At 63.8% G+C, this 25,477-nt stretch carries 13 protein-coding genes; 9 read left to right on the forward strand and 4 right to left on the reverse strand.

What is annotated here, in order from left to right; translation table 11 throughout:
- Nucleotide 1: 1 nt before the first annotated feature.
- Nucleotides 2–1,816 carry a flavin-containing monooxygenase gene (locus NKJ11_RS29320; RefSeq protein ID WP_352679984.1) on the reverse strand — a complete coding sequence of 605 codons (1,815 nt, stop codon included), beginning with the start codon at nucleotides 1,814–1,816 and terminating at the stop codon, nucleotides 2–4.
- A 116-nt stretch (nucleotides 1,817–1,932) separates the two neighbouring features.
- Entirely contained in the window at nucleotides 1,933–2,877 is a 945-nt protein-coding gene (locus NKJ11_RS29325; protein WP_352442372.1) for a MurR/RpiR family transcriptional regulator, read from the reverse strand.
- A 337-nt stretch (nucleotides 2,878–3,214) separates the two neighbouring features.
- Here NKJ11_RS29325 and NKJ11_RS29330 point away from each other — a divergent pair, with 337 nt between their 5' ends.
- The 5 genes from NKJ11_RS29330 to NKJ11_RS29350 all read left to right on the forward strand — a co-directional run bounded on the left by NKJ11_RS29330 (nucleotide 3,215) and on the right by NKJ11_RS29350 (nucleotide 8,931).
- A complete protein-coding gene (locus tag NKJ11_RS29330; protein WP_127396650.1) occupies nucleotides 3,215–4,042 on the forward strand; it encodes an ABC transporter ATP-binding protein in 828 nt (275 codons plus the stop codon).
- Nucleotides 4,039–4,887, forward strand: coding sequence for an ABC transporter permease (locus NKJ11_RS29335; protein ID WP_352794838.1), 849 nt, complete (start codon nucleotides 4,039–4,041; stop codon nucleotides 4,885–4,887). Before NKJ11_RS29330 ends, NKJ11_RS29335 begins: the two co-directional genes overlap by 4 nt.
- Nucleotides 4,888–4,958: 71 nt before the next feature.
- Entirely contained in the window at nucleotides 4,959–6,128 is a 1,170-nt protein-coding gene (locus NKJ11_RS29340) for an ABC transporter substrate-binding protein (protein ID WP_352794839.1), read from the forward strand.
- Nucleotides 6,129–6,202: 74 nt separating this feature from the next.
- Nucleotides 6,203–7,294, forward strand: a complete 1,092-nt coding sequence (locus NKJ11_RS29345; RefSeq protein WP_352794840.1) for a Gfo/Idh/MocA family protein — start codon at nucleotides 6,203–6,205, stop codon at nucleotides 7,292–7,294.
- A gap of 200 nt (nucleotides 7,295–7,494) precedes the next feature.
- Nucleotides 7,495–8,931, forward strand: coding sequence for an amidase (locus NKJ11_RS29350; protein ID WP_352753757.1), 1,437 nt, complete (start codon nucleotides 7,495–7,497; stop codon nucleotides 8,929–8,931).
- 281 nt (nucleotides 8,932–9,212) lie between these two features.
- On the opposite strand, the gene NKJ11_RS29355 is transcribed toward NKJ11_RS29350, so the two are convergent.
- Together NKJ11_RS29355 and NKJ11_RS29360 are read right to left on the reverse strand one after the other, a co-directional pair.
- On the reverse strand, nucleotides 9,213–10,457 hold the full coding sequence (locus NKJ11_RS29355; protein ID WP_128304314.1) for a M24 family metallopeptidase: 1,245 nt from the start codon (nucleotides 10,455–10,457) through the stop codon (nucleotides 9,213–9,215).
- 67 nt (nucleotides 10,458–10,524) lie between these two features.
- On the reverse strand, nucleotides 10,525–11,091 hold the full coding sequence (locus tag NKJ11_RS29360) for an invasion associated locus B family protein (RefSeq protein ID WP_352794841.1): 567 nt from the start codon (nucleotides 11,089–11,091) through the stop codon (nucleotides 10,525–10,527).
- Between the two features lie 257 nt (nucleotides 11,092–11,348).
- On the opposite strand from NKJ11_RS29360, the gene NKJ11_RS29365 reads away from it, so the two are divergent.
- From NKJ11_RS29365 to NKJ11_RS29380, 4 genes are all read left to right on the forward strand, one after another.
- Nucleotides 11,349–23,696: an inverse autotransporter beta domain-containing protein gene (locus NKJ11_RS29365; protein ID WP_352794842.1), complete on the forward strand. Its 12,348-nt coding sequence runs from the start codon at nucleotides 11,349–11,351 to the stop codon at nucleotides 23,694–23,696.
- 216 nt (nucleotides 23,697–23,912) lie between these two features.
- Complete coding sequence (locus NKJ11_RS29370; protein ID WP_127297636.1) at nucleotides 23,913–24,413, forward strand: phage tail protein; 501 nt, start codon at nucleotides 23,913–23,915, stop codon at nucleotides 24,411–24,413.
- Nucleotides 24,414–24,425: 12 nt separating this feature from the next.
- Complete coding sequence (locus NKJ11_RS29375; protein ID WP_128304313.1) at nucleotides 24,426–24,932, forward strand: phage tail protein; 507 nt, start codon at nucleotides 24,426–24,428, stop codon at nucleotides 24,930–24,932.
- A 10-nt stretch (nucleotides 24,933–24,942) separates the two neighbouring features.
- Nucleotides 24,943–25,467 (forward strand): phage tail protein, encoded by a 525-nt coding sequence (locus NKJ11_RS29380; protein WP_128304312.1) that lies wholly within the window; start codon nucleotides 24,943–24,945, stop codon nucleotides 25,465–25,467.
- Nucleotides 25,468–25,477: the final 10 nt, after the last annotated feature.

The following is a 25,477-nucleotide window of genomic DNA, read 5'->3' on the forward strand; positions in this document are numbered from 1 at the left end:
CCTAGGATGACGAATCCATAGGACGCTCGTTGCTTGAATTGCTCGGTGCCCCGTAAACCGGCGTCTCAATCCCTTCCATCCGCGCCTTGATCTGCAGCGCGACATATTTCGAATAGAAACGCGACAGCGCCAGATTGCCGCCGTGGAACCACAGTGCTTCCTGCGCGGTCGGCTTCCACATGTTGCGCAGCTCGCCTTGCCACGGTCCGGGGTCGCCCTTGACGCCCGAGCCGAGACCCCAGCACGGGCCGACCTTGTCGGCGACTTCGCGCGAGACGATCGCGGCGACATTCTCGTTCATCGACTGATAGCCGGTGCAGGCGATGATGGCGTCGGCGGCGAGTTCGCTGCCGTCCTCGAACAGGATGCCGCTCGGGGTCAGCGATTTGATGGCGACGCCGCTGCGGATGCCGATCTTGCCGTCGATGATCAGGTCGGAAGCGCCGACATCGATATAGTAGCCGGAGCCGGTGCGGTAGGCCTTCATCAGAAGGCCGGTCTCGTCGTCGCCGAAATCGAGGGCGAAGCCGGCGGCGCGCAAGCGGTCATAAAAGGCCGCGTCGCGCGCCTTGATCACCTCGTAAAGCGCCCGCTGGCCCTTGGGCACCAGCGCGAACGGTGTCGAGGCGACGATCATGTCGGCTTTCTCGGTGGTGATGCCGCGCGCCAGTGCGTCTTCCGAGAAGATCTCGAAGCCGACCTCCATCAGCGTGCTCGATTTGACCACCGTCGTCGGTGAACGCTGGATCATGGTGACCTCGGCGCCGCTTTCCCAGAGGTCGACGCAGACATCGTGGCCGGAGCTTGCCGCGCCGATGACAGCGACACGTCTGCCCCGGAATTTCTCGCCGCTGGCATACTGGCTGGAGTGCAGCAATTCGCCCTTGAACCGGTCGGCGCCCGGAAGATCGATCCGCCGTGGCGGGCCGTAGGCGCCGGTGGCGAAGACGATGTGCTTGGGCTTCAGCGTGATCTGCCGGCCGACGCGGTCGACGACCACGGTCCAGACTTTTTCGGCCTCATCATAGGACGCGCTGAGGCATTTGGTGGCGACCCAGTAATTGAGCTCCATGACGTGCGTGTACATTTCCAGCCAGTCGCCCATCTTGTCCTTGGGCGTGAATACCGGCCAGTTTTCGGGGAAGGGGATGTAGGGCAGATGGTCGTACCAGACCGGATCGTGCAGCACGAGCGTGCGATAGCGGTTGCGCCAGGAATCGCCCGGCCGCGCATTTTTCTCGATGACGATGGTCGGCACGCCGAGCTGGCGCAGCCGCGCCCCCAGCATGATGCCGCCCTGGCCGCCGCCGATGACCAGGCAGTAGGGCTGTTCCTCGTTGCCTAGCTCGCGCGTCTCGCGCGCCCGCGCCTCCGACCAGGTCTCGCGCTGGGGATCGGCCTTGTGGCGCACGCCGAGTGGCCGGTCTGCGCCCTTGCGCTCCTCGAACCCTTTCAGGTCTGTCATCGCCGTGAACAATGTCCGGCAGCGGCCGTCGCGCAGCCGCATGATGCCTTCGCCTGACGCCACCGCGGTTTCGAAGCTGAACCAGGCCTCGATGGTGCCCTCCTCCGAAGTTGCCTCGCCGATCAGCTGCCATGCCCTGGGCTTGGCCGTCGCCAGCGTCGTCGCCACCATGTCGGCGATCGCCTCGCGGCCTTCCATGGTCGTGATGTTCCAGGTGAAGGTCAGGAGATCGCGCCAGTAGCAGTCATCGACAAACAGGTTGGTCGCGGCCGCCGCGTCTCCCGCTTCGAGTGCCTTGGCAAAGGACCCGAGCCATGCGGCTGCCTGTTTCGATGGGGCTATCTCGAGCATGTCTTTCCCTCTTCCTGCAACACGCCGCACACGGCGTAAAAATCTCAATTGTCGAACGCGGCGCCGCCCCTCATCCGCCTGCCGGCACCTTCTCCCCGTGAACGGGGAGAAGGGAGCTAGTCTCCGAGCGGCTCCATCTCCTTGCCGGTGCGGTGGATCTGGGCGTTGTATTTGATGCGGCGCACCGTCTCGCGGGCCGAGCCGTCGAGCTTGTAGGCCGAGGCCACCGCCAAAAGGTCGATCGCCGCCAGGAAGGCGAAGCGCGAGGCCGTCGGCTTCAGCGTGTCAGGGTATTCCGGGACCGCCACCGTCAGCCTGACGTCGCAGGCGCGGGCGAGTTCGGTGTCGGGCGCGGTCACGGCGATCGCATTGGCGCGGTAGTGCTTGGCGAGTTCGACGGCCTCGATCACCTCGCGGGTGCGTCCCGTCGCCGAAATGGCGATCACCAGATCGCCCGGCTTGAGCGTCGAGGCGGTCATGCGCATCAGATAGGGGTCGCACTGGGCGCTGACTGTGATGCCGTAGCGGAACAGCCGGTATTGGGTTTCCTGCGCCAGCGCCGAGGAGCTGCCGCCGAGGCCGAAGACCGTAACCTGGCGCGCCTTGGCGATCAGCTCGGCGGCTTTCTGCAGCTGCGCCGGGTCGAGCTGCCGCTCGGCCTCCTGCAGCGCCCGGCGCGCCTCGCCGAACACGGCGTTCCAGAACGGCATGCCATTGTCATTGCTGACGGAGGGCGACTTGGCCAGATAGAGCGCGCCGACGACGAGGCTCTGCGCCAGCTTCAGCTTGAAGTCACGCACACCCTCGCAGCCGATGGCGCGGCAGAACCGGGTCACCGTCGGTTCGCTGACCCCGGCGCGCTGGGCAAGGGCGGCATTGGACGCGTCGACGGCATATTTGACGTCGTCGAGCACGACATCGGCGACACGCCGTTCGGCAGGGCGCAATTCGCTGTAGGAATCCTTGACCAGCGAGATGATGTCGGGAATGCGCCGGACAGGATCGCGCCCCTCGGTATCGGGGTCTGGAACAGGCTCGTCCTGGCTGCCAGCTTCGGTCATGGGGTCCTGGTCTTTCCCTGGGTTGCGAGGCTGTCGTCTTAGCATGTTTGCACGCCTTGGCTCCACGTGCCCGACCGCATCGCAACCGCAGCGTGTCGTTGGGGAAAGCTCACCTTCCTCCTCTCCTCTCCAGTCCGTGTCAGTCCAGAAGTATGTAGGAAAGCAACATGCATTTCAAGGGCGTGAAAATGCCATTAAAACAACCAGATAGGTATATCACCCGATTTTCGTGATACAGTTATCATCGCCGGTGCTTGACAGGAAAGTAGGATAGTTACAGACTGATTTTCGCTGGGGATGAGCCAATGGATCATCGCGCAATCTTCCCGGGGGGCAGATGAACACGGGCGATGCAAAAAAGCCGAAGCTTGGCGTGCAGGCCGCGACCAAGATCTATCACACGGCCTCCGGCGACCTGCTGGCGCTGGACCGTTGCAGCCTCGATGTCAGCGCCAACGAAATCGTCTCGATCGTCGGTCCTTCCGGTTGCGGCAAGACCACGCTCTTGTGGTCGATGTCGGGCCTGCACAGCCTGACCAGCGGCGAGATCCGGCTCGACGGCAAGGCCATCACCGGTCCGCATCCCGATATCGGCATCGTTTTCCAGGAAGCGAACCTTCTGCCGTGGCGCAATCTCGACGCCAACATCCGCTTCCCCTTCGAGATCAAGGGCGAGAAGCCGGACCGGGCGTGGATCGCGCATCTGCTCAACCGGGTCGGGCTCGACGGCTTCGGCGGCAAGTTTCCGCGCGAGCTGTCGGGCGGCATGCAGCAGCGCGCGGCGATCGTGCGGGCGCTGGCGCTTAAACCCTCGGTGCTGCTGATGGACGAGCCGTTCGGCGCGCTCGACAGTTTTACCCGCGAGGAGATGAACCGGCTGGTCGAGGAGATCTGGCTCGACACCAAGACAACCATCGTCTTCATCACCCACTCGATCGAGGAGGCGATCTTCCTCTCCGACCGGGTCGTGGTGCTGAGCGCCCGGCCGGGCCGCGTCGCCAAGGAGTATCGCGTGCCGTTTGCGCGGCCACGCTCGCTGGAGATCATGGCGACGAAAGAGGTCTTCGACCTCACCAACCGTATCAAGATGGACATTGTCGGCGAACGCACGCGGCCAAAAACGCCGGAGCGCCCGAGCGCCGAGATCGTGAGGATCAGACCGTGAGCGGAGGCGACGCCATTCCGGAATTCTCGAAGTCCAAGTCTGGCGATGGCCACGAGGTCAGCCTGACCAACCTGTCCGCCTTCGCCAGTGGCCCCGGCATCAAGTCGGGCAGGGAGGTGGCGGCCATTCTTGCCGTGGCGGTGATCATCATCGGCGGCATCGAACTGGCGCTGCGGCTGTTCCACGTTCCGCTCTACATCATGCCGCCGCCAAGCTCGATCGCCTATGCGCTGTTCGACGAGTTTCCGCTGATCGCGCCGCATCTCGGCTACACGCTGGTCGAGCTGTTGTCCGGTTTTGCGATCGGCGCGATCGTCGGCCTGGTGCTGGCCGCTGTCATCACACAGTTCCCGTTCGCCGAGAAGATCGTCGCGCCCTACATCCTGCTCTTGGTCACCACGCCGATGCTGGCGCTGGTGCCGCTTCTGATCCTGCGCTTCGGCTTCGGCTATACGCCGCGCATCATCGCGGTGGCGCTGGCCGCCGGGCCGATGGTGATGATCAATGCCGCGACAGGCTTTCGCCGCGTCGACAGCGCCAAGATCGCGCTGGCGCGCTCCTATGGCGCCAGCACCTTGCAGATCTTCTGGAAGATCCGCGCGCCGATGGCGCTGCCGATGATCCTGGTCGGGCTGATGATCGGCGCCATCTTCGGCCTGCTGACGGCGGTCGGCGCCGAGATGGTCGGCGGCGGCTTCGGCCTCGGCAACCGGCTGACCACCTATTCGTCGATGATCCAGATGCCGCAGTTCTTCGCCGTGGTGCTGATCCTGTCGACGCTCGGCATCCTGATCTACGTGCTGTTCTTCCTGATCGGCAAGAAATGGGCGAGCTGGGAGGCTTGAACACAAAGGTACGGACGGTGCCCGGGAGGCGGGCGGCAAGAGACTGACATCAAACAAAAAAGGGGAATGCCATGATCAGAAAAATCTCGATGAATCCGGCAGGGATAAGCCGCCGTTATTTCCTGCAGGTGACCGGCGCCGGGCTGGTGACCGCGACGGCGCTTGGCGCCACTGGCCTAAAGGCCAGGGCCGAACCTTATGGAAAATTCACCTGGATCTCGCCGCGCGGCACCCTCGAAGTGCTCGACGACTATCCCTACTGGGCAGCCAAGAAGGCCGGCTATTTCGACGGGCTGGACACCGACATGCAGCCGGGGCCGTCGGACGGTACCGCGACGGTGAAGTTCGTCGATGTCGGCCAGGCCGATATGGGCTTCCCGTCGCCCGGCGTGTTCTCCTTTGCCATCCAGAACGGCATGAAGCTGAAGTCGGTGTTCCACATGGGCGCCCGCGACACGTTCAGCATCGCCTTCCGCAAGGGCGAGGGATCGAACGATCTGAAGAAGCTGGAAGGCAAGACCATCCTGCTCGGCTCCGCCGCCTGGCAGTCGATCACCGACCCGCTGCTGGCCGCACAAGGCGTCGACATCAAGAAGGTGAAATATGTCGAGGCCGGCTGGCCGACCTGGGGCACGGCGCTGGCCGGCGGCCAGGGCGACGCCGCTTTGGCATGGGAAGGGCTGCGTGCCGAATGGATCGCCAAGGGGCTCGACTTTGAATACTGGCTCGGCGTGCAGAATTCCAAGCTGCCGGCCAACACCTTCGTCGTGCGCGCCGCCGATCTCGAGGATCCCGACAAGAAGGCGTTCCTGGAAAAGTACCTGCGCGGCTGGGCGATGGGCCTCGAGTTTGGCTACCAGAATCCACGCGCGGCCGTCGAAGCGGTGTTCGAGCAGTTCCCGACGCTGGCCAAGAATCTCGGACCCGAGCTCGGCACCACCTCGATCCTGCAGCAGATCAATGTCTTCCGTGGCGACATGGACAAGCGCGGCGGCTGGGGCTCGCATGACATGGCGAGCTGGCAGGGCTTCTTCGACGAGATCCACAAGATCGGCCAGATCACCGCTCCGGTGAAGGCCGAGGACGTCTGCACCAACGAGCTGATCGGTCCGGCCAATGATTTCGACAAGGCCAAGGTCAAGGCCGATGCCGATGCCGACGGATACAAGTTGTCGGAAGGTTTTGCCGCGCTCGATGTCGAGAAGATCAAGGCCCATCTGTTCGATTCGGCGATCAAGTAGGACCGGCGACAACAAGACCGGGCGGCGACACGATTGCCGCCCGCAATCCATTGAATGAAAGCGTGGAGGCAGCGGTGTCCGACAAGGTAAAAGTGCTGGTGGTGGGTCTCGGCAATATGGGTGCGTCGCATGCCAGCGCGTATCACCGGCTCGACGGTTTCGAGATCGTCGGCATTATGAGCCGCTCGATCAAGAGCAACACCAAGATCCCGGCCGAACTGGCCGGCTACCCACTCTACGAGGATTTCGATCAGGCACTAAAGGAGACCAAACCGGACGCGGTGTCGATCAACAGCTGGCCGAACACCCATGCCGAATATGCGCTGAAGGCAATCGCCGCCAACTGCCATGTGTTCATGGAAAAGCCGCTGGCCACCAACAATGAGGATGCCGAGAAGGTTGTCGCGGCGGCGCGCGCCAAGAACCGCAAGCTGGTGCTCGGCTATATCTTGCGCGTCCACCCGTCATGGATCAAGTTCATCGAGGTCGGCAAGACGCTCGGCAAGCCGCTGGTGATGCGGCTCAACCTCAACCAGCAGAGCAGCGGCAGCGCCTGGCACTGGCACAAGAACCTGATCGATTCGCTGATCCCGATCGTCGATTGCGGCGTCCACTATGTCGACGTCATGTGCCAGCTGACCGGCGCCAAACCGGTGCGCGTGCATGGCATCGGCGCCAAGCTCTGGGCGGAGGCCGACAAGCAGAATTACGGCCATCTGCACGTCACCTTCGATGACGGTTCGGTTGGCTGGTACGAGGCCGGCTGGGGTCCGATGATGAGCGAGACGGCCTATTTCGTGAAGGACGTCGTCGGCCCCAAGGGCGCGGTGTCGATCGTCGCCGGCCAGCAGGCAAGCAGTGCTGCCGAACTGGCGGAGGTTTCGAACTCCGCCGACATCGACCGCCACACCAAGACCGATGCGCTGAAGATCCATTATGCCGCTGTCGACGGCGACAAGAATTTCTCCAAACCCGACGAGATCGTCAGCATGGAGGACGAGCCCGGCCACCAGGAACTCTGCGATCGCGAGCAGGCCTTCTTCCTGCGCGCCATCCGCGAGGATCTCGACCTCACCGAGCAGATGGATGCCGCGGTCAACAGCCTGCGCATCGTGCTGGCCGCCGAGCAGAGCATCGCGCTGGGGCGGACCATCGACCTGGCCTGAGGTCGCGCCAGGCCCCTCATCCGGCGCGCTTCGCGGCCACCTTCTCCCCGTGGGGGAGAAGAGGTTGGCTCCGGCATCGACAATCTCCTCTCCCCTTGGGGAGAGGTCAGCCGAGCGAAGCGGAGGCTGGGTGAGGGGGCCGCTGCCCGAACGTGGTTATACGGCGAGACAACACAAGCCATCCGCCAGAGGAGAGAGACATGGTCACCGAAAGTCTGCTGAAAACCTATGCCGAGTCCGACGCGCTCGACTTGGCTGGACTGGTGCACAGCGGCCAGGTTTCACCGGCGGAACTGGTGGAGGCAGCGATCACGCTGGTCGAGCGGCTCAACCCGGCGCTCAATGCGGTCATCCATCGCCTCTACGACATGGCGCGCGCCCAGGCCGAAACGGTCGACACATCAGCGCCCTTCGCCGGCGTGCCGTTCCTGCTCAAGGAGCTGGCCTCGTCCTGGACCGGGGCGCCGAACACCAACTCCTCATTCTACCTGAAGGACGTTGTCGCCGATTTCGACACCGAGGTCGTTCGCCGCATGAAGGCGGCCGGGCTGGTGCTGGTCGGCAAGTCGAACGCGCCGGAGAACGGTTGGTCGATCACCACCGAGCCGAAACTCTACGGTGTGACGAAGAACCCGTGGAAGGAAGGCATCACGCCCGGCGGCTCCAGCGGCGGCGCTGCCGCGGCCATCGCGTCGCGCATGGTGCCGATCGCCGAGGCCAGCGATGGCGCAGGCTCGATCCGCATCCCGGCCTCCTGCTGCGGCATTGTGGGCTTAAAACCGTCCCGCGGCCGCATCAGCCTCGCGCCGTTCGGCGACTATTGGTATGGCGGCGCCTATTTTCTCTGCTGCTCGCGCACCGTGCGTGATACGGCGGCCTATCTCGATGCGGTCGCCGGCGCGCTGCCGGGCGACCCCTATACGCCGCCGGTCCCGGACGGTTCCTGGCTCGATCTCTCGGCACGGGCGCCGAAGAAGCTGCGCATCGGCTTTTCCGTCACGCCGCCCAACGGCACGGCGATCGATCCGGAGGTGAAGGCGGCGGTGCTGGCGACCGTGGCGGCACTCGAGCGCCTCGGCCACCATGTCGAGGAGCATGACATGCCGCTCGACGCCAATGCTGTGTGGAAGACCTACACCAACATGACCTGCGTGCAGACGGCGGCGACGTTCGACTACCTTGAGACGGTGGTGGGGCGGCCGGTGACGCCAAACGACGTGGAGGCGGTCACCTTTGCGATCATCGAGCGTGGCCGTTCGACCAGCGGTACGAGGCACATCTCCGATGTCGAGCAACTCAGGCAGGTCGGCCGCGACATCGTCGGCGACCTCGGCGCCTACGATCTCTTCATCACCCCGACCCTGACGCAGCTGCCGCGCCCGTTCGGCTATTACGACATGTCGGAAACAGACATCGATCGCTACAACGCCAAATGGGCGGACTCGGTGTTTGCCTTCCCCTTCAACATCTCCGGCCAGCCGGCGATCTCGCTGCCGCTCGGCTGGTCGAAAGGCGGCGTCCCGATCGGCGTGCAGCTGGTCGGCCGCTACGGCGACGAGGCAACGGTGCTGGCCGCGTCCGCACAGCTGGAGCAGGAGATGCCGTGGAGAGGGAGAAGGCCGGCGGTGAGTGGGTAGGTGCTGGGCACCGCGTGCGGCTTCGAGATTGGCCAAATCCGCCCATCGCTTCGTCATCCACGGGCGGAGCAAGGAGCGCAGCGACGCAGCGCAGACCCGAGGATCCATGCCGCGACTTCAAAGCGTCGCTACGATGAAGAGTTTTGCTCCGCTGCATTCCTCGGCCAAGGTCACGGCATGGATCCTCGGGTCTCCGCGACGGAGCTTCGCTCCTGCTCCGCCCGTGGATGACGAAGGTGGGGAGGCTTCGGCCAATCTCCAGCGTGCAGACTCAAAGCCGGCTATCCAATCCTCTCCAACCGTCTCGGCAGACGATTCATGGCAACAGGCCCGTCCGGTGTGATCAGGAACTGGTCCTCGAGATTGAAGCTGGCGAGGCGGTCTATGTAGAGCGGGATTTCGAAGGCCAGCACCATGCCGGCTTCGATCACGACATCGCTGTCGGCCGCAATGAACGGCCATTGCTCTGAGAAGACGGACTGGCCGACGCCATGGCCGAAATGGCCGCGGCGGTAGGTACGCAGCCCTTGCCGCGCCAGGCTGTCGGTGGCGACGCGATGCACTTGGGCGAGCGTGGTTCCCGGAACAAGGGATGCCAGCCCGTCGTCAAAGGTCCGCTCGGCGATCGCGTGCAGTTCGGCCTGCTCGGCGGATGGCGGCCCGAAGGTGAAGTTGCGCGACATGTCGGAGGCGTAGCCGCCGACCGTGCAGACCATGTCGCACTTCAGCGGATCGCCCGGCATGGCTTTCGCATCGGTGCTTTTGAGCCGGGCGCCGAGCGTCACATATTCGGCTGTGGCGACCGGATGGGACAGGCCGGCCGCGGCCGTGGCGACGCCTTGCCGATAGAGGGCAATGAGATCGGCCTGACGCATGCCGGCCATGGCATCGACCTGCAGCCGCTCCAGCCCGGCCTCCGACAGGATGATGCCTTGCTGCAGCAGATCGATCTCGCGCGGCGACTTGACGGCCCGCAGCCTGTCCAGCACGGTCGAGCCGTCGACCATCGTGCAGCCCGGCAGCAGCGCCTGCATGGCGGAGAAATCAGCGGCGGGAACAAAATCGAGATCGACGCCGATCGTTGCGCGCTCGAGCCCGAAGCCGGTCAGGATCTGCTTCAGCTCATGGACGGAATTGGCCAACTCGAATGTAGCGGGCCGGGTAATGGCAGGCGTCCAGCCGGACGAGCCAAAGCCGGCCACTATGCGCCGCGCCAGCCCTTGCGCTGGCCTCGAGGCGTCAAACGTGGCGAATTCGATCCAGATCGGGTGGCTGCGGATGACGGCGTCGGGCAGAGCCAGTTGCAACTGTCCCGCATTGAAATCCGCCACCACCACGCCGATCGGCAGGCCTTGGCGGGCCGGGATGACGACGAAGCCGGCGCCGGCGCGCCGGAACAGTCCCGCCGGGCCGATCGAGGCGCCGGTCGCATAGTGGAAGGCCTCGGGTGCGCACAGCACCAGCGCCGCGATGCCCGCGCGCTTCATCAGTTGCGCCGCGCGCCTGCGATCGACAAAGCCTGTCATGATTTCCCCACTGTTCGAAGCGGCAACGAAGCACTCCGCGCATCGACAATCAAGCCGCTGACAGCAGCTACTTGATCGATTCCAGCTTGGCGACGGCGGCCGTGAAGCCAGCCAGCGACACCGGGATGGTGACCGGCTTGCGGGTGACCGATTCCATGCCGATGTTCAGATTGGTGCCGGACTTCATTGCCTTGATGAGATCCGCCGACAGCGGCGTGGCGGCATAAGCGCCGTTCTGGTCGCTGGTCTGGATGACAATCGTCGTCTTCTGGCCCTGGTCGATCTGGAAGGAGGCGCCGGACGGCAGGAACAGGCCGTGTGGCAGGGCAAGCAGCATGGCGAGGCTGCCATTGCCGTTGTCGCGGCGCACGGTCACGGTCAGCACGCGCTGCCCGGTCTTGGCCTCGGTCAGGTTCTGCGAAACCTGGCACTGAAGCTCGCTGGTCGCCGAACCGCTGGAGCAGTTCACTGCCCATGGATTGGCATCGGCCGGTTTTGCATTGCTTTCAGCCGGCTTTGGCTGGGCCGGCTTGGCATCTTCGGCAAGGGCTGGGCCGGCGGCCAGACCAAGCCACAGGGCGGTCAGCCCCGCGGCCACGCCAAGTAAATTAGACTTCGCTAAAGTAGCTGTCATGTTATTTTGCCGGACGTCTTGCATGTTTCCTCACCGCGCCCGGTATTCTCCCGAGCACGGCTTGATACAACACCCGCGACTGTTTCGAAAGCTCGACCGGAGGCAAGAAAGCCGGCGAAATTACTGTGACCTTTCGGATACAGCGAACAATTTTACAGGGAGCTTTCAGAAATCGGAGCGCCCGAGACTCGCTATACAATAGAATTCGATTAAGGATTTACACGGGGCGCGTGTAGTCCCCGAAGGACTCGCCAGGGATGGGAACTACCGAGACTTCTCGGCAAGTTGGTGAGATAGCGGCGCGTGGGGAGGATTTCCACGCTCGCGCCGGCTATCGCCGTTCGCGAATCGCCAGGCATCTCTGGAAGACGACGGCGCTGACGACGCTGGCGCTCGGCCTTTCCGGTCTGGCGGCCCATGCCGATCCGAACGGCCTGTGGCAGCCGCAGATCCGCGCTATCATCGGCGCCGACAACAATGGCGGCAACGCCGCGCTCGAAGGTTTCATCCCGCTCAAGCAGACGGCCGAATCCGTGCTGTTCCTGGATGTCCGGGCCAAGCACGATTTCAAGGATGGTTTCGGCCAGGATGTCGGCCTCGGCATTCGCCGCATCGTCAACCCGGACCTGATGATCGGCGGCTACGCCTACCTCAACATCGAGAACTACAACTCCACCCAGTTCACCGCCGCCACGCTGGGCGCCGAGGCGATCACGCCTCATTTCGATGCGCATGTGAACGTCTATCTGCCGATCAAGGGCGATTCAACGGATCACTCGGCCAGCTCGACCCTGTCGATGGTCAGCAACCAGCTGATCGAGCAGATCTCGGTCATCGACCACCGCGACTACGCGGCGTGGGGCATCGAGGGCGAGATCGGTGCGCAGGTGCCGGTCGCCCTGCCCGACAAGCATTCGCTGCGGCTCGACATCGGCGGCTATCATTTCGAGGATCCGCATGGCGACGACGGCAGCGTCACCGGCGCCAAGGCCGGGTTCGAGTATACGATCGGCGATGTCTTCGGCAGCAACACGGAACTGGTCTTCGCCGGCGAGGTCCGCAACGACAATCGCGACGACACCCAGTTCGCCGGCAGTGTGCGGCTGAACATCCCGTTCAATCCTGGCAGCGGCTCGGACAATGCAGACGGGACCGATAGCGGGGCGGAGCCGGTCTATCCGGTCAGCGAAGGCCTTCGCAAGCGCGTCAACGAACGGGTGCGTGGCGACATCGGCGTCCGCGTCCAGTCGCAGACGCTGACCGGCGGCACGACCACGCGCATCGCCATCAACGCCGCCACCAGTGCCGCCTTCGGCAAGTTCTATTTCGCCGACGGCGGCCTCGCCGGCGCCGGCACGCTGGCCGACCCGACGACGCTGGACGACGCCGTGACCAAGTCGGGTGCGAACGGCTTTGTCGTCGCGCTTGGCGGCAACGGCAATCTGACGACCGGCGGCGTGACGCTCGCCAATGGCCAGACCGTCATCGGCGGCGGCGAAAGCGTCACCGCCAGGCTGTTCGGTGGCGGCACCAGCACCTTCAACCTGGGCGGCAGCGACGGCACGATCCAGGGCACCAACGTCGTCAACCCCGTCATCACGCTGGGCAACGGCAACACGCTCAACGGCATCACCATCACGGGCGGCGCCAACGGCATTTTGGGCAACAACATCACTGGCGCGACGCTGACCAATGTGACGGTCACCGGTGCGGGCGGCAACGGCGCCGACTTCACGGGCAGCTCGACCGGCATCACCGGCTCCAACTTCACCGCCACCGGCAACGGCCTCGACGGTCTGCACATCGACGGCGACGGCACCTACAATTTCACCGGCACGACGCTGCTGCAGGGCAATCTCGACGACGGTCTCGATATCACCGGCAAGGGCACCTACACCTTCGCCACCGTCAATGCGCAGGACAATACCGACCGCGGCATCACCGTGCAGGGCACCTCGACCGGCGGGACGTTCACCACCACCGGCGGCACAATATCGGGCAATGGCGGCACCGCCGTCTTCATCGATCCGATCACCGCTCATGTGGTGCTGGACTCGATCAGCCAGAGCGGCGGCACGTCGGGTGTCGTGCTCGAGAATGTCGCAGGCGGCTTCACCGTCAACGGTGCGACGACGATCTCCGACACGACCGGACCGGCGATCGCCATTTCGGATTCGCCGGCGACGATCCGCTTCGGCGACATCAGCATCACCAACCCCGGCGCCGACGGCATCTCGTTTGCCGGCGTCAATGCGGCGGTGGTCGCCGGCAACATCGTCATCTCCGGACTGGGTGTCGGCACCGGCCTCGACTTCTCCGGATCCAGGACCAATTTCACCGCGCAGTCGCTCAACATCACCGGCACCGGTGCTGCCGGCTCGATCGGCATCGACCTGACCTCACCGAGTGTTGGCGGGGCGGTCATCACCATCACCGATGGCGGCGTCATCACCAATGTCGATACCGGCGTGCGGCTGGGCATAGCCGGCACGCCGGGGGCCACGGCCAACGCCGAATTTACCTTCGGCGGCGATTCCAGCTCCATCTCCGGCATCACCGCCTCGCTCGATGCGCGCGGGCTCAATGAGGGCAGCGGCCACTACGCCTTCGGCACGACACAGTTTACCGGCCCGCAACTTTACGATCTGCGCAACTACATCTTCGTCGCGGCCGGGGCTTCGGGCGGCGGCACGTCGATCACCGACCTCGCCTTGATCGATTATGCCGACAGCATTACCGCCAGCGACGCCATCATTGTGCTGGTCAACCGCGGCACAATCGACGACGCCACCGGCTTCTCGCTGAGCGACGGACAGGAACTGGCCTCGTTCGGCAACGGCCGCGAGTTCTCGCTCGGCGGGGTGCCGTTGAATGTCACCGGCACCAACGTCCATCACGACGAATCCATCTCGGATTCCGCGGGCGCGGCAACGCTGACCAGTTCCGGCGGCGGCGATGTCGTGACGCTGGGGAACGGCAACACGTTGCTCGATTTCAATATTTCCGGTGGCGCCGCCGCCGGCATACACGGCCTGGGCATCAATGGCCTGACCGTCCAGGGCGTGACGGTCAGCAATGTCGCAACCGGCCTCTTCCTCGATGGAGTGACCGGTACGGTCTCGGTCGACGACCTGACCGTCCAGACCGCATCTCAAACCGGCATCGCGCTTGTCGGTTCGAGCGCGACCGTCAATTTCACCGGCAACACCAAGATCACCAACGCCACCAGTGCCGCGCTGTCCACCAACAATTTCGACGGCATCGCCACCTTCGACGATCTCGACATCACCGGCGGCGGCGTAGGCATAGGCATCGTCGGCGGTTCCAGCGGAACCTTGACCTTCGGGGTCGGGAGTTCCATCGCCAACACGAGCAGCAACGCCTTCTCCATCAGCAACTCGACGCCCAATGTCACCTACAACGGCACCATCAACCAGACCGCTGCTACCAGCGCGGTGACGATCTCCGGCATGAGCGGCGGCAGCGCCACGTTCGGTGGAGCGATCACCGCCAGCACCGCCACCGCCTTTGCGATCAACCTGAGTGGCAACACCGGCGGCACAATCAAATTCACCGGCGGGCTGGATCTGACCACGACGACCGGCACCGGCTTCAGCGCCACCGGGGGCGGCACGATCACAGTCGCGGCCGCAGGCACGGAGCAGATCACCACCGGCACCGGCCACGCGATCAATCTCGACGGCGTCACCATCGGCACCGGCGGCATGGCGTTCGACAGCATCACGACAGGCGTTGCGGCAGCCACGGCGCTCAATTTCAATGCCGTCTCGGGCGGCCAGTTCCTGGGTGGCAATGTCACGATCGGTGGCACCACTGCCGGCATCAACGGCCTTGCAATCAACGCTTTGTCATCGACCTTCACCATCACCAATCTGGTGACGACCAATGTCGCGGGCACCGATGTCAGCCTGACCAATAACACGGGCTCGATCACGATCCTCGGTGGCACCATCACCAATTCGGGCGCTGGCGACGGTGTCGTCATTTCCGGTGGCAGCGCGACAATCGGTGTAGCGGCCAACATCTCCAGCTCGGCAACCGCGCCAGCCACGGCGGTCAAGGTCGACGGCACCACCGGCGGCTCGGTGACTTTCAGCGGCAGCGTCACCTCGACCGGCAACGGCAATCTTTTCGCGATCGGCTCGTCGCTGCCCCCGGTCGGCGGCGCGATCAGCTTCACCGGCCCGACACTCTCGGCGACAGGCGGCGGCGGTGTGGTTGTTGTCGGCCTTGCCGGCACGGCGACGCTGAACGTCACCGCGCCGCTGTCGATCACCAATGCCACGAGCACCGGCCTGGCCGTCGCCAATGTCGCCAGCACCGCATCGGCGACCTTCGGAGCGGTTACGGTGACGGGCGCTGGCGCGGACGGCATCGGCATCGGCAACAATGCCGGCGCCGTCACCTTCGGCACCACCAGCGTGACGATGGGTTCGACCGTCGGTCCAGCCGGCATCAACTTCGCCCTGACCAATGCCGATGTCACATTTGGAACAACCAATGTGACGATGGGCTCCGGCGCCAACCAGACCGGCATCGACTTCAGCGGTTCGTCAACGACAGCCGATTTTGGCGTGACGACGATCACCGGCACCGACGACCTGACCTCGCGCGGCATCGACCTGTCGTCGACCATCGGCAACAAGACCATCACCTTCCTGCAGGGCTCCAGCATCTCGAAGGTTGGCGTCGGCGTCGAACTGTCGTCCGGCGGCACAACGGCGACCTCCGCCAACGCCAATTTCACCTTTGGTGACGGCAATGCGGGTGACGGGCTGGAATCCTTCATCAGCGCGACCGCCGGCGGCTACACAGTCAACACGATCGGGCTCGATCCGACGCTCGGCAATTATGATTTCGACGATGTCACCTTCTCCGGTCCCGCCCATCTGGCCAGCGCGGTCGGCGCGGTCGTCATGATTTCCCAGGACGGTGGCATCGTCCACGCCAACACGGACGGGCTCAGCGCCGACGTGACCACGGTCACGGCCGCCCAGGCCGATGCCATGACCGGCACGCAGACCTTCGCCTTCGTCGGCACCGTCGATCTCAGCGGCACGCCGTTCACGCTCGATTCGGGCCAGTCGATCGCCGGCTTCGGCAACGGCAGTTCGATCATCACCTCCGGCACCATCCAGCCAATCAATGTCCAGGGCAATCTCGGCGCCACCGGCGGCAACGTCACCGGCAATGAGGGCGTGGTCAAGAGCACGGGCGGCGATACCTTGCAGCTGCTCGGCAGCAACCAGGTGCGCGACACCGCGTTCGACTTCAGCGGCGGCAGCGGTTCGGTCTTCACCATCGACCAGAATGCTACCGGCTTCAGCAATGTCGGCGGCATCGTCATCCAGGGCGTCACGGTCAGCAATGTCGCCACCGGCCAGACGGCGTTCAAGGTTGCCGGCCTCGACAGCAATTTGTCGATCACAGACAACAACATCAACGTTGCCGGCACGCTGCTCGACGTCGATGGCGGCATCGGCAACATCACGGTCACGCGCGGCACCTTGCCCAACAGCGGACCGGCGGGCACGCTGACCGGCGGCGGCATCTCGATCGCCAACCGCAGCGGCGGCACGGTCGATTTCACCGACAAGGTGACGGTCAACGGCAATGGCGTCTCGCTGACCGGCAATGCCGGCTCCACGATCACCTTCGCCGATGTCGACATCACCACGAACGGCGTGACAGCGTTCAGCGCCACCGGCGGCGGCACGGTCAATGTCGTGACCGGCACGATCAACGCCACCAACGCGCAGGCGGCGGCGCTCGACGGCATCACGGCCGGTATCAACTTCGCCTCGACAAGTGCCACATTCGCTTCCGGCAGCGGCGTCGACCTGCAGAACCTCAGCGGCACGGCAAGCTTCGGCACCGGTACGCTGACCAACACCGGTTCGAGCACGTCGTTCAATGTCGGCTCGGGGACCGCAGCCAGCGGCGGCAACGCGACGATTTCCTATGGCGGCACGATCGCCAGCAACGGCACGGGCGCCGCGGTGTCGATCCAGAGCATGACCGGCGGCTCGGTGACGCTGTCGGGCAATCTCACCGATACCAATGCGGCGGCCGGCGGCAACATCGTCGTTGCCGGCAACGACGCGGCCGCGATCACCTTCTCGGGCACCAGCAAGGTGATCAGCTCGGGCGCGACGGACGGCGTGAGCTTGGGCATCATTGGCAATTACGCTTCAGCCGTCCCGGCACTCAATACCAACAGCACGATCGACTTCACCAATGGTGGCCTTGCTATAACGACAATGACCGGGGCGGGCTTCGTCGCAATTGGCGATTTAGGCCCGGCTGACGCAACCTCCACCATCATTACCGTCACCGGCGCCGGCAACGAGATCAATGCCGGCAGCGACGGGCTTGTGGTGTATGGTGCCAATGTCGGCAGCGCCGGCATTACCTTCGACAGCATCTCGGCGGACTCCACGATCCCTGCCCTTCCCGGCGACCCCGGCGGTGCCGGCGTGACGCTGTTGGGCGCCAATCTCGTCGGGGATGTCAACGTCGGCGGCCTGAGGGATACTGGATACACCGGCGCCTGGCTGTACGCCCTGAGTGGCACCGGGGAGGTCAACTTCACCGGCACGATTGATCTCGACGTCCAATATGCCGGGTTCGATATCGGCGGTCCCGAGGTTGGCACCGTCAACATCGCCAATGTCGCCGGATCCACCCTGACCATCGATGGCGGTCAGTTCGGCATCATACAGAGCTCGCAGGGCGGGACCGTCAACGTCGGCGTCAACGGCAGCGCCAGCATCACGAACACCACCCTCTCGGCTATCAGCCTCGGCGGCGGCAATGACCTGGCCTTCACCACGCTGACCTACAAAGGTTCGATCACGGTCGGTGCGGGATCGGTGATAAGCGCCAGCGGCGATGCGACCCGTCTGAACATGAGCGGTTCCGTCGTTTCCACCACGTCATCGACGGCCTTCGACTTCTTTGGCCATGCCGAAGGCATATACGATATTTCGAGCACCATCGATCACAGCGGTGGCGAGGGTGTCGCCATCGGCGGCTCGGCCAACGGCACGGTCACCTTCTCTGGTACCTCGAAGATATTCAACACCGGCGCCAACGATGCCATCGTCAAGGCACCGTCATACGTGATGGACCCGCAGACCAAGGGCACGCTCAACTTCACCAATGGCGGCCTCGTCATCACCACCAGCAGCGGCGCCGGCTTCACCGCCAGCACCTTTGGCCCCGGCACGATCAGCGTCACCGGCGACGGCAACACCATCACCACCGGCACGGGCACGGCGCTGAAGCTTGGCGACGCGACGGCGGTCGTCGCCGGGGCGAAAGGCGCGACGGTCGGCGCCGGTGGTATCAAGTTCGATACGATTTCGACCAACGGTGCTGCGACCGGCATATCGCTCAACAATGTCAGCGGCGGCACCCTCAATCTCGGCGCGGTCGACCTGCAGGGAGTCACCACGACCGGCGTCCAGGTCTCTGGCACGCTCGGCTCGACGCTGAATTTCGCCGGCCTGACCATCGGGCTCAATGCCGCCAATGCGGTCGGCCTCGACCTCAACGGCGCGGCGCTCGGCGCGAGCAACATCACCGCGGACGATTTCGATGTAGCCGGCGGCGGCTTCGCTGGCACGATCGGAATCGACATGGCCGGCACCACCGGCACGGGCACCATCCAGCTCGGCGACACCGTCAACAACAATCCGGCCGGCCAGAAATCGACTATCGCCAATGTCGGCTATGGCGTGCAGTTCTCCAGCACCACCAACGCCAGGCTGGTGTTCGGCGACGGCGCCGGCCCGGCCGAGTCGTCGATCGCAACCACCGGCGGCCAGGTCATCCACACCACCGATAGTTTGCCGACCAATGGCGACTACAATTTCAACGACGTCAATTTCACCGGCGACGTTTCCAACCTGTCATCGATCAGCGTCTACTACGTCACCGAAGGCGGCACCGGCGACGGCAGCCTCGCCAATCCGGGCAGTTACGCGGGCGCACAGGCTTCCACGGCCAACGTCGTGGTGCTGATCGACAAGAACGTCAACGGCGCCCAGGAAACCATCGACCTGAGTGGCACCACGTTCAACCTCGATGACGGGCAGGTGCTGCTCGCCTTCAAGAGCGGCGACGCGGCGGTCGATGTTTCGCAGCTCGGTGTCGACACCAGCAGCGGCGCCTCCGCCGCGTTCCACTTCACCACGGTGCAGAATTCGCCGATCATTTCGGCGCCGGGCGGCATCGACACGCTGCGGCCGGTCCTGCAGAGCAACAACGCCACGCAGGTCATCAACCTGGCGACATCAGGCAGCGGCATCTTCACGGGCGGCATCCAGAACCTGATCGTCAGCAATCTCGGTTCCGGTGCGGGCGTTGCCGTCAACGCCACCGGCGCCTCCAGTTTCTTCGTCAGGAACAACACCATCGCCGCCGGCGGCAACGCGCTCGATTTCTCCACCACGGGAGCTCCGGCCAATACGCTTCTGCTGTCGATTGACGGCAACACGCTGCAATCGACCGGCTCCGGCCTCGCAGCGTCCTTCGCCGGTCAGAACATCAATGCGACCGACAATTCAATTGCGATCAGGTCATTTGCCGGCAACAAGGTGACCGGCGGCGCCGGCAGTGGCGGCATCGCCTTCAACAATGTCCGCTTCGATTCCGACGGCGCCGGCGGCACGGTCAGTGCCGGCACGCTCGGCATCGGTAACCCAGGCGCTCGCGTGCAGGGCAATGGCCTCAGTTTCACCAACACCAGCGGTACCCTTGATCTGGGCACGCTCAGCCTTGCCAACAATGGCGGCACCGGTGTCATCGCCAACACCAAGACCACCAATTTCACGCTGAACAACAGCGGTGGCGTGGTCACCACCAACAACGGCGCGGCATTCGATCTCGATCCGCTGACCGTCAACATGACGTTTGCCACCGTCAGCGCCCTAGGCGGTACCAACGGCATCATTTTCGACGGTGTCGCCGGGACCTTCACCGTCACCGGCGGGACAAGCATCACCAACACGACGGGCTTCGGCATCGATGCCATCAACACCAACACTGGCACCTTCAACTTCAACACGGTGACGGTGAACAATGTCACCGTCCCCAACACAGGCGGCGGCATCCGAGTCCAGACCGGCACGCTCAACGTCACCGGTCTCGCCAACATCGACACGACCAGCGGCGTTGGTCTCTCGCAGGCCGGCGGCACAACCAGCTTCACCAATGGCGTCACCATCGACACCACCGCCGGCACCGGCATTCTCGCCACCGGCGGCACGATGGGCATCACCGCTACGGCTGCCGCCCAGACGGTGAACGCAACCGGCGGCACAGCGATCAATCTCTCCGGTGTCGCCGCCACCATCGCGCTCGATTCGACCTCGTCGGCCGGCGGCGTCAACAATGTCAGCCTGACCAATGTCAGCGGAGCGCTCAATCTCGGCACCGGCGCGCTCAGCGGGGCGACGGGCGCGTCGTTCAATGTCGTCGGCGGTACGGCTGCCGTGAGCTATTCGGGCACGGTCAACAATTCGGGCGCATTCAGTCCGGCGCTGAATGTCCAGAGCCGGCTTGCCGGCGCCGGCCTCGTCGCACTGAGCGGCAATCTGACGGCCAGCGGGCTGGGCGTATCGCTGAACAACAATGCAGGCGGCACGGTGACGGTGTCCGGCGCCTCGAACAGCTTTACCGGTGGGGGCACCGGCATATCGATCACCGCCAATACCGGCGGCACCTACAACATCAGCGGCGCCAGCTACGCCATCGGCATGAGCGGCGGCGGGCTTGGCGTCGATATTGCCGGCAACAGCGCCCCGGTGACGGTCAATTTCAACGGCGGCGGTCTGGCGATCGTGACCTCGGCAGGCGCCGGCTTCAATGCCACGGGCTCCGGCACGGTCAGCGTCACCGGCGTGGGCAACTCCATCGCCACGGGCACCGGTGTGGCGATGAACCTGAGCGGCGTCACCGTCGCGGCCACCGGCATGAATTTTTCCTCGACCAGCAACGGCGCCGGCGGCAACAGCGCCGTCGTCCTCACCAACGTCATCGGGTTGGGGACGATCAATCTCGGCACCGGCACGCTGGTCGGCGGCAGCGCGGCAACCATCGCTGTCAGCGGCGGCACCGCCAACCTCAACTATACCGGCAATGTCAGCCAGGCGAACAATGCCACCCTGGTCAGCGTCGCGGGCGGCCACAGCGGCACGCTCAACTTCGCTACCGGTACGCTGTCGGCGACGAACGGCACCGGCCTGCAGTTCGACAATGCGGACGGCATCTACAGTTTCGTCGGCACGACGACGCTGAATGGCGGCAATGCCAGCGTCGACATCCTCAACGGCTCGGGCGGCACGTTCAATTTCGGCACCGGCACCTCGATCATCAGCCCCAGCGGCACGGCGTTCAACGTCAATGGCGGCACCGCCACCGTCACCTATGCCGGCACGATCACGCAAGCCACCGCCGGCCAGCGCATGATCGTCGTCGCCGACACCGCCGGCGGTTCGGTGAATTTCACCACCGCCGTGGCGAACGGGCTCAACGACACCGGCGGCACCGGCATTGTGATCGACGGGGCGGCGGGCAGCGTCACCGTCAACAATGCCAGCCTGACGGGCACGGCCGGCATCACCATTCTCGGCGATTCGACCAACAATGCGACCGGCACCTACACTTTCAACAATGTCGCCATCCAGACCGACGCGGGGGCTGCGAACAATGCCTTCGTCGTCGATGGCGACCAGGGCACGCCAGGCAATGACGACGTCAGCGCGGTCGTCAACCTGAACAATGTCGACATCACCAATCCTGGCGGCAATGTCGCCAACATCCGCGGCATGGCCGGCGGCTCGGTCAATTTCGACAGCGCCAGCACGATCACCCGCAGCGATGGCGGGCTGGGCATTGCCGTGCTCAGCAACGCCGGCGGCACAATCAACTTCGGCGGCGGGGTCAAGACGCTCTCGACCGGTGTCAACGCCGCCGTCATCCTGACCAGCAACCCCGGCGCGACCATCAACTTCTCCAATGGCGGGCTGGCGATCAACACAACGAGCGGCGACGGCTTCAACGCCACGGGCGGAGGGACGGTGACGGTGCAGGGCACCGGCAACACGATCGCGTCCGGCACAGGCACGGCGCTCAACGTCGTCAACACGACGATCGGCGCCAGCGGGCTGAATTTCCAGAGCATTTCGGCGAATGGCGGCACCAACGGCATCGTGCTCAACACAACGGGCTCGGGTGGATTGACCGTGACAGGTGTCGGCACCACCGCCGGCTCGGGCGGCACCATTCAGAACACAACCGGGCGCGGCGCCAGTTTCATCAGCGCGAGCAACATCACGCTGAAGAACATGAATTTCACCAATGCCGGAACCACCGATCTCGACGCCGACAATTCAGGGCTTTCGACTGGTGACAACCTCGCGACCAACGCGGCCATCCACCTTCAAAACGTCTCTACGGCGACGCTGGACCGGATCGCCATTTCGGGCGGCGCCGAGCAAGGCATCAACGGCAATACTGTTTCGAACTTCACGCTCAGCAACAGCAGCATATCGAATGCGGGCAATGGCGCGGACGAAGACGGCATCCATTTCTACAACATGTCCGGCACCAGCGCGGTCACCAGCACCACGATCACAGGCAGCGGCGACGACAACTTCCAGCTGCAGACCCAGTCCGGCACGCTCGCACTGACGATTTCAGGCGGCAGCTCCACCGGCGCCGTGCTTGGCAGCGGGTATCTGTTCGGCATCCGTGGAACGTCGAACGCCACGATCAACTTCTCGGGTGCCAATTCGAGCAACAACTTCAGCGGTGGAATCGTCGCCGATGCGTTCGACAGCTCCACGATGAACCTGAACGTCATCAACAGCACGTCGAGCAGCAACAACGATCAGCTGTCCGTCAGCGCCGGGGACAACAGCGATGTGAGCCTCGTCGCCACCGGCAACACGCTGAGCAGTACGGCCACGGGCGACTTCGTCGTGGTGAGCCTACTCGGCTCGGCGTTCGACAACGGCTTCACTTTTGACGCTCGAATTGAAAACAACACCATCACGGTCGCAAACGGGCTGACAGCTGATGGCATATCGGTAATCAATGCCGGCGGCGGCGCCATGCGGGTCGGGATCAAAAACAACACCATCGATTATGCCGGCTCGCAACGCGCCATCCTTGTCCAGACCGGACAGGACGGCGCCGGCAGCATCCTGGCCCAGATAACCGGCAACGCGATTGACATCAAACTGGATGGCGCCGGAAATGCAGTCGCTGGCATTCTCGTTCAGTCGGGCATCACGTCGCCGACGGGAGATGGTTCATCCATCGATTTGAACATAGGCGGCGCCGGCGCTCTGGCCAACACCTTCACGCATTCGCTTGGCGGCACCATGGCGGCCGGCGACATCCGGGTACGTCAACGCAACAACGGGACGATCAACCTTAGTGGCTATGCCGGGGCCCCCACGGATCTGGCCGCCGCCATCGCCTATCTGAACAGCCGCAATACAGTTGTTTCTGCATCAACTGCGACGGCCGACTCGACCGGATTTACCGGGCTCGCCACGCCGCCGTTCCCGTGATGACGACGCTGATGAGGTAGAAAGGCCACCACTCGGCCGGTTCAGTGCCGTGATCTTGGTGCGATGATCTACAGTCTTGGATGTGTACTGTCTTCCTGCGCCTCTCGTTATTTAAATACTGTCTATTATTTTATAAAGTACCTATTTTGTTAGGGAGCCAAGTAGACTTTTGTGTCGTTCCGTGTATTCTACTGATATCTTATGAGGGCGCGAGACATGGCCGAGCCATTTCTATCGGAAATCAGGATTATGTCATTTGTCTTCCCGCCTAAGGGTTGGGCACTCTGTAACGGGCAGCTTTTGCCAATCAACCAGAACCAGGCGTTATTCTCACTGCTCGGAACCACTTTCGGCGGTGACGGCCAGGTCAATTTCGCACTGCCCGATTATCGGGGACGTATCCCAATCCACGTCGGGAGCGGTCACACACTAGGCGAGCGCGGTGGCGAGCAAAGCCATACGCTGTCGATTTCCGAAATACCGACACACGTTCACGTTGCGCAGGCAAGCACAAACACCGGTAGTAGCCAGGATGGTGCGGGGAACGTTTTGGGGGTGGTTCCGGGGCGGCTTTATAGCGACTTCGCGAACGTGACGACGCTGAGCCCGAGCACAATTACCAGCATCGGCGGCAGTCAGGCGCATCTCAACATGCAGCCGTTCCTGACGCTGAGCTTCTGCATTGCCCTGCAGGGCATTTTCCCTTCGCCGAATTAAGGAGGCGCGACCATGGCACAGCCTTACGTTGGCGAGATACGCATGTTTGCCGGCAATTTTGCGCCGGCCGGCTGGATGTTCTGCGAGGGACAGCTTCTGCCGATCTCGGAGAACGAGACACTGTTCCAGCTGATTGGCACGACCTATGGCGGCGATGGCGAGAGCACTTTTGCGCTGCCCGACCTGCAAGGCCGTGTTCCGCTCCATCAGGGCAGCGGCTTCATCCTTGCGGAGACGGGAGGCATAGAGGAAGTCAATCTGACAATTTCCCAGATTCCGTCACACAGCCATCCGATGGTCGCGTCCCTGAACATTGGTCAAGATACCAGTCCCAGCGGGAAGGTCGTTGCACAGATTGGCGGTGGCGCCTTGCCATACATCCAGGACACGACCGATACCGACATGGCACAGCAGGCTGTAACAGCCGTTGGCGGCAGCCAGCCGCACAACAATTTCCAGCCGTATCTTTGCATCAGCTTTATCATTTCACTTTTCGGCATCTTTCCGTCGCCGACCTGAGAGGGACATCATGGCTGACCCGTTCGTCGCCGAAATCCGAATCTTCCCCTTTTATTTCGCGCCCAGGGGTTGGGCGTGGTGCGACGGGCAGTTGCTGCCGCTGTCGCAGAACACGGCATTGTTCTCGTTGCTGGGCACGACCTATGGCGGCAATGGCAAAAGCACTTTTGCCTTGCCCGACCTTCAGGGCCGCTCGCCGATGCACCCGGGGCAAGGACCAGGGCTTTCGCTGCACGATCTCGGCGAGACCGGCGGTACGGAAACGGTAAGCCTGCTCGAATCGGAGATTCCTAACCACACCCACGCAATGCGCGACCATGACATCGACCTGGGCGAACTCAATGCGCCGTCCTCGACGCGAAGCCTGGCCAAATCCACCAACGCAACAATCTATACCCCGGCGGCCAACCTGACGCAGATGAGCCCTCAAGCGCTCCCCCCTGCCGGCGGCGACCAGCCGCATAACAATATGCAGCCCTATCTCACCTGCTATTTCTGCATCGCGCTGCAAGGCGTCTTCCCGCCAAGAAGCTGAATTCCGAACT

This window comes from Mesorhizobium sp. M0243 (assembly GCF_040321775.1).
GTDB lineage: Bacteria > Pseudomonadota > Alphaproteobacteria > Rhizobiales > Rhizobiaceae > Mesorhizobium.

What these genes read in the sequence shown, in the direction of transcription:
- NKJ11_RS29320 (WP_352679984.1), bottom strand. Translation starts at nt 1,816, where the DNA reads ATGCTCGAGATAGCCCCATCGAAACAGGCAGCCGCATGGCTCGGGTCC.
- NKJ11_RS29325 (WP_352442372.1), bottom strand. Translation starts at nt 2,877, where the DNA reads ATGACCGAAGCTGGCAGCCAGGACGAGCCTGTTCCAGACCCCGATACC.
- NKJ11_RS29330 (WP_127396650.1), top strand. Translation starts at nt 3,215, where the DNA reads ATGAACACGGGCGATGCAAAAAAGCCGAAGCTTGGCGTGCAGGCCGCG.
- NKJ11_RS29340 (WP_352794839.1), top strand. Translation starts at nt 4,959, where the DNA reads ATGATCAGAAAAATCTCGATGAATCCGGCAGGGATAAGCCGCCGTTAT.
- NKJ11_RS29350 (WP_352753757.1), top strand. Translation starts at nt 7,495, where the DNA reads ATGGTCACCGAAAGTCTGCTGAAAACCTATGCCGAGTCCGACGCGCTC.
- NKJ11_RS29355 (WP_128304314.1), bottom strand. Translation starts at nt 10,457, where the DNA reads ATGACAGGCTTTGTCGATCGCAGGCGCGCGGCGCAACTGATGAAGCGC.
- NKJ11_RS29360 (WP_352794841.1), bottom strand. Translation starts at nt 11,091, where the DNA reads ATGACAGCTACTTTAGCGAAGTCTAATTTACTTGGCGTGGCCGCGGGG.
- NKJ11_RS29365 (WP_352794842.1), top strand. Translation starts at nt 11,349, where the DNA reads ATGGGAACTACCGAGACTTCTCGGCAAGTTGGTGAGATAGCGGCGCGT.
- NKJ11_RS29370 (WP_127297636.1), top strand. Translation starts at nt 23,913, where the DNA reads ATGGCCGAGCCATTTCTATCGGAAATCAGGATTATGTCATTTGTCTTC.
- NKJ11_RS29375 (WP_128304313.1), top strand. Translation starts at nt 24,426, where the DNA reads ATGGCACAGCCTTACGTTGGCGAGATACGCATGTTTGCCGGCAATTTT.
- NKJ11_RS29380 (WP_128304312.1), top strand. Translation starts at nt 24,943, where the DNA reads ATGGCTGACCCGTTCGTCGCCGAAATCCGAATCTTCCCCTTTTATTTC.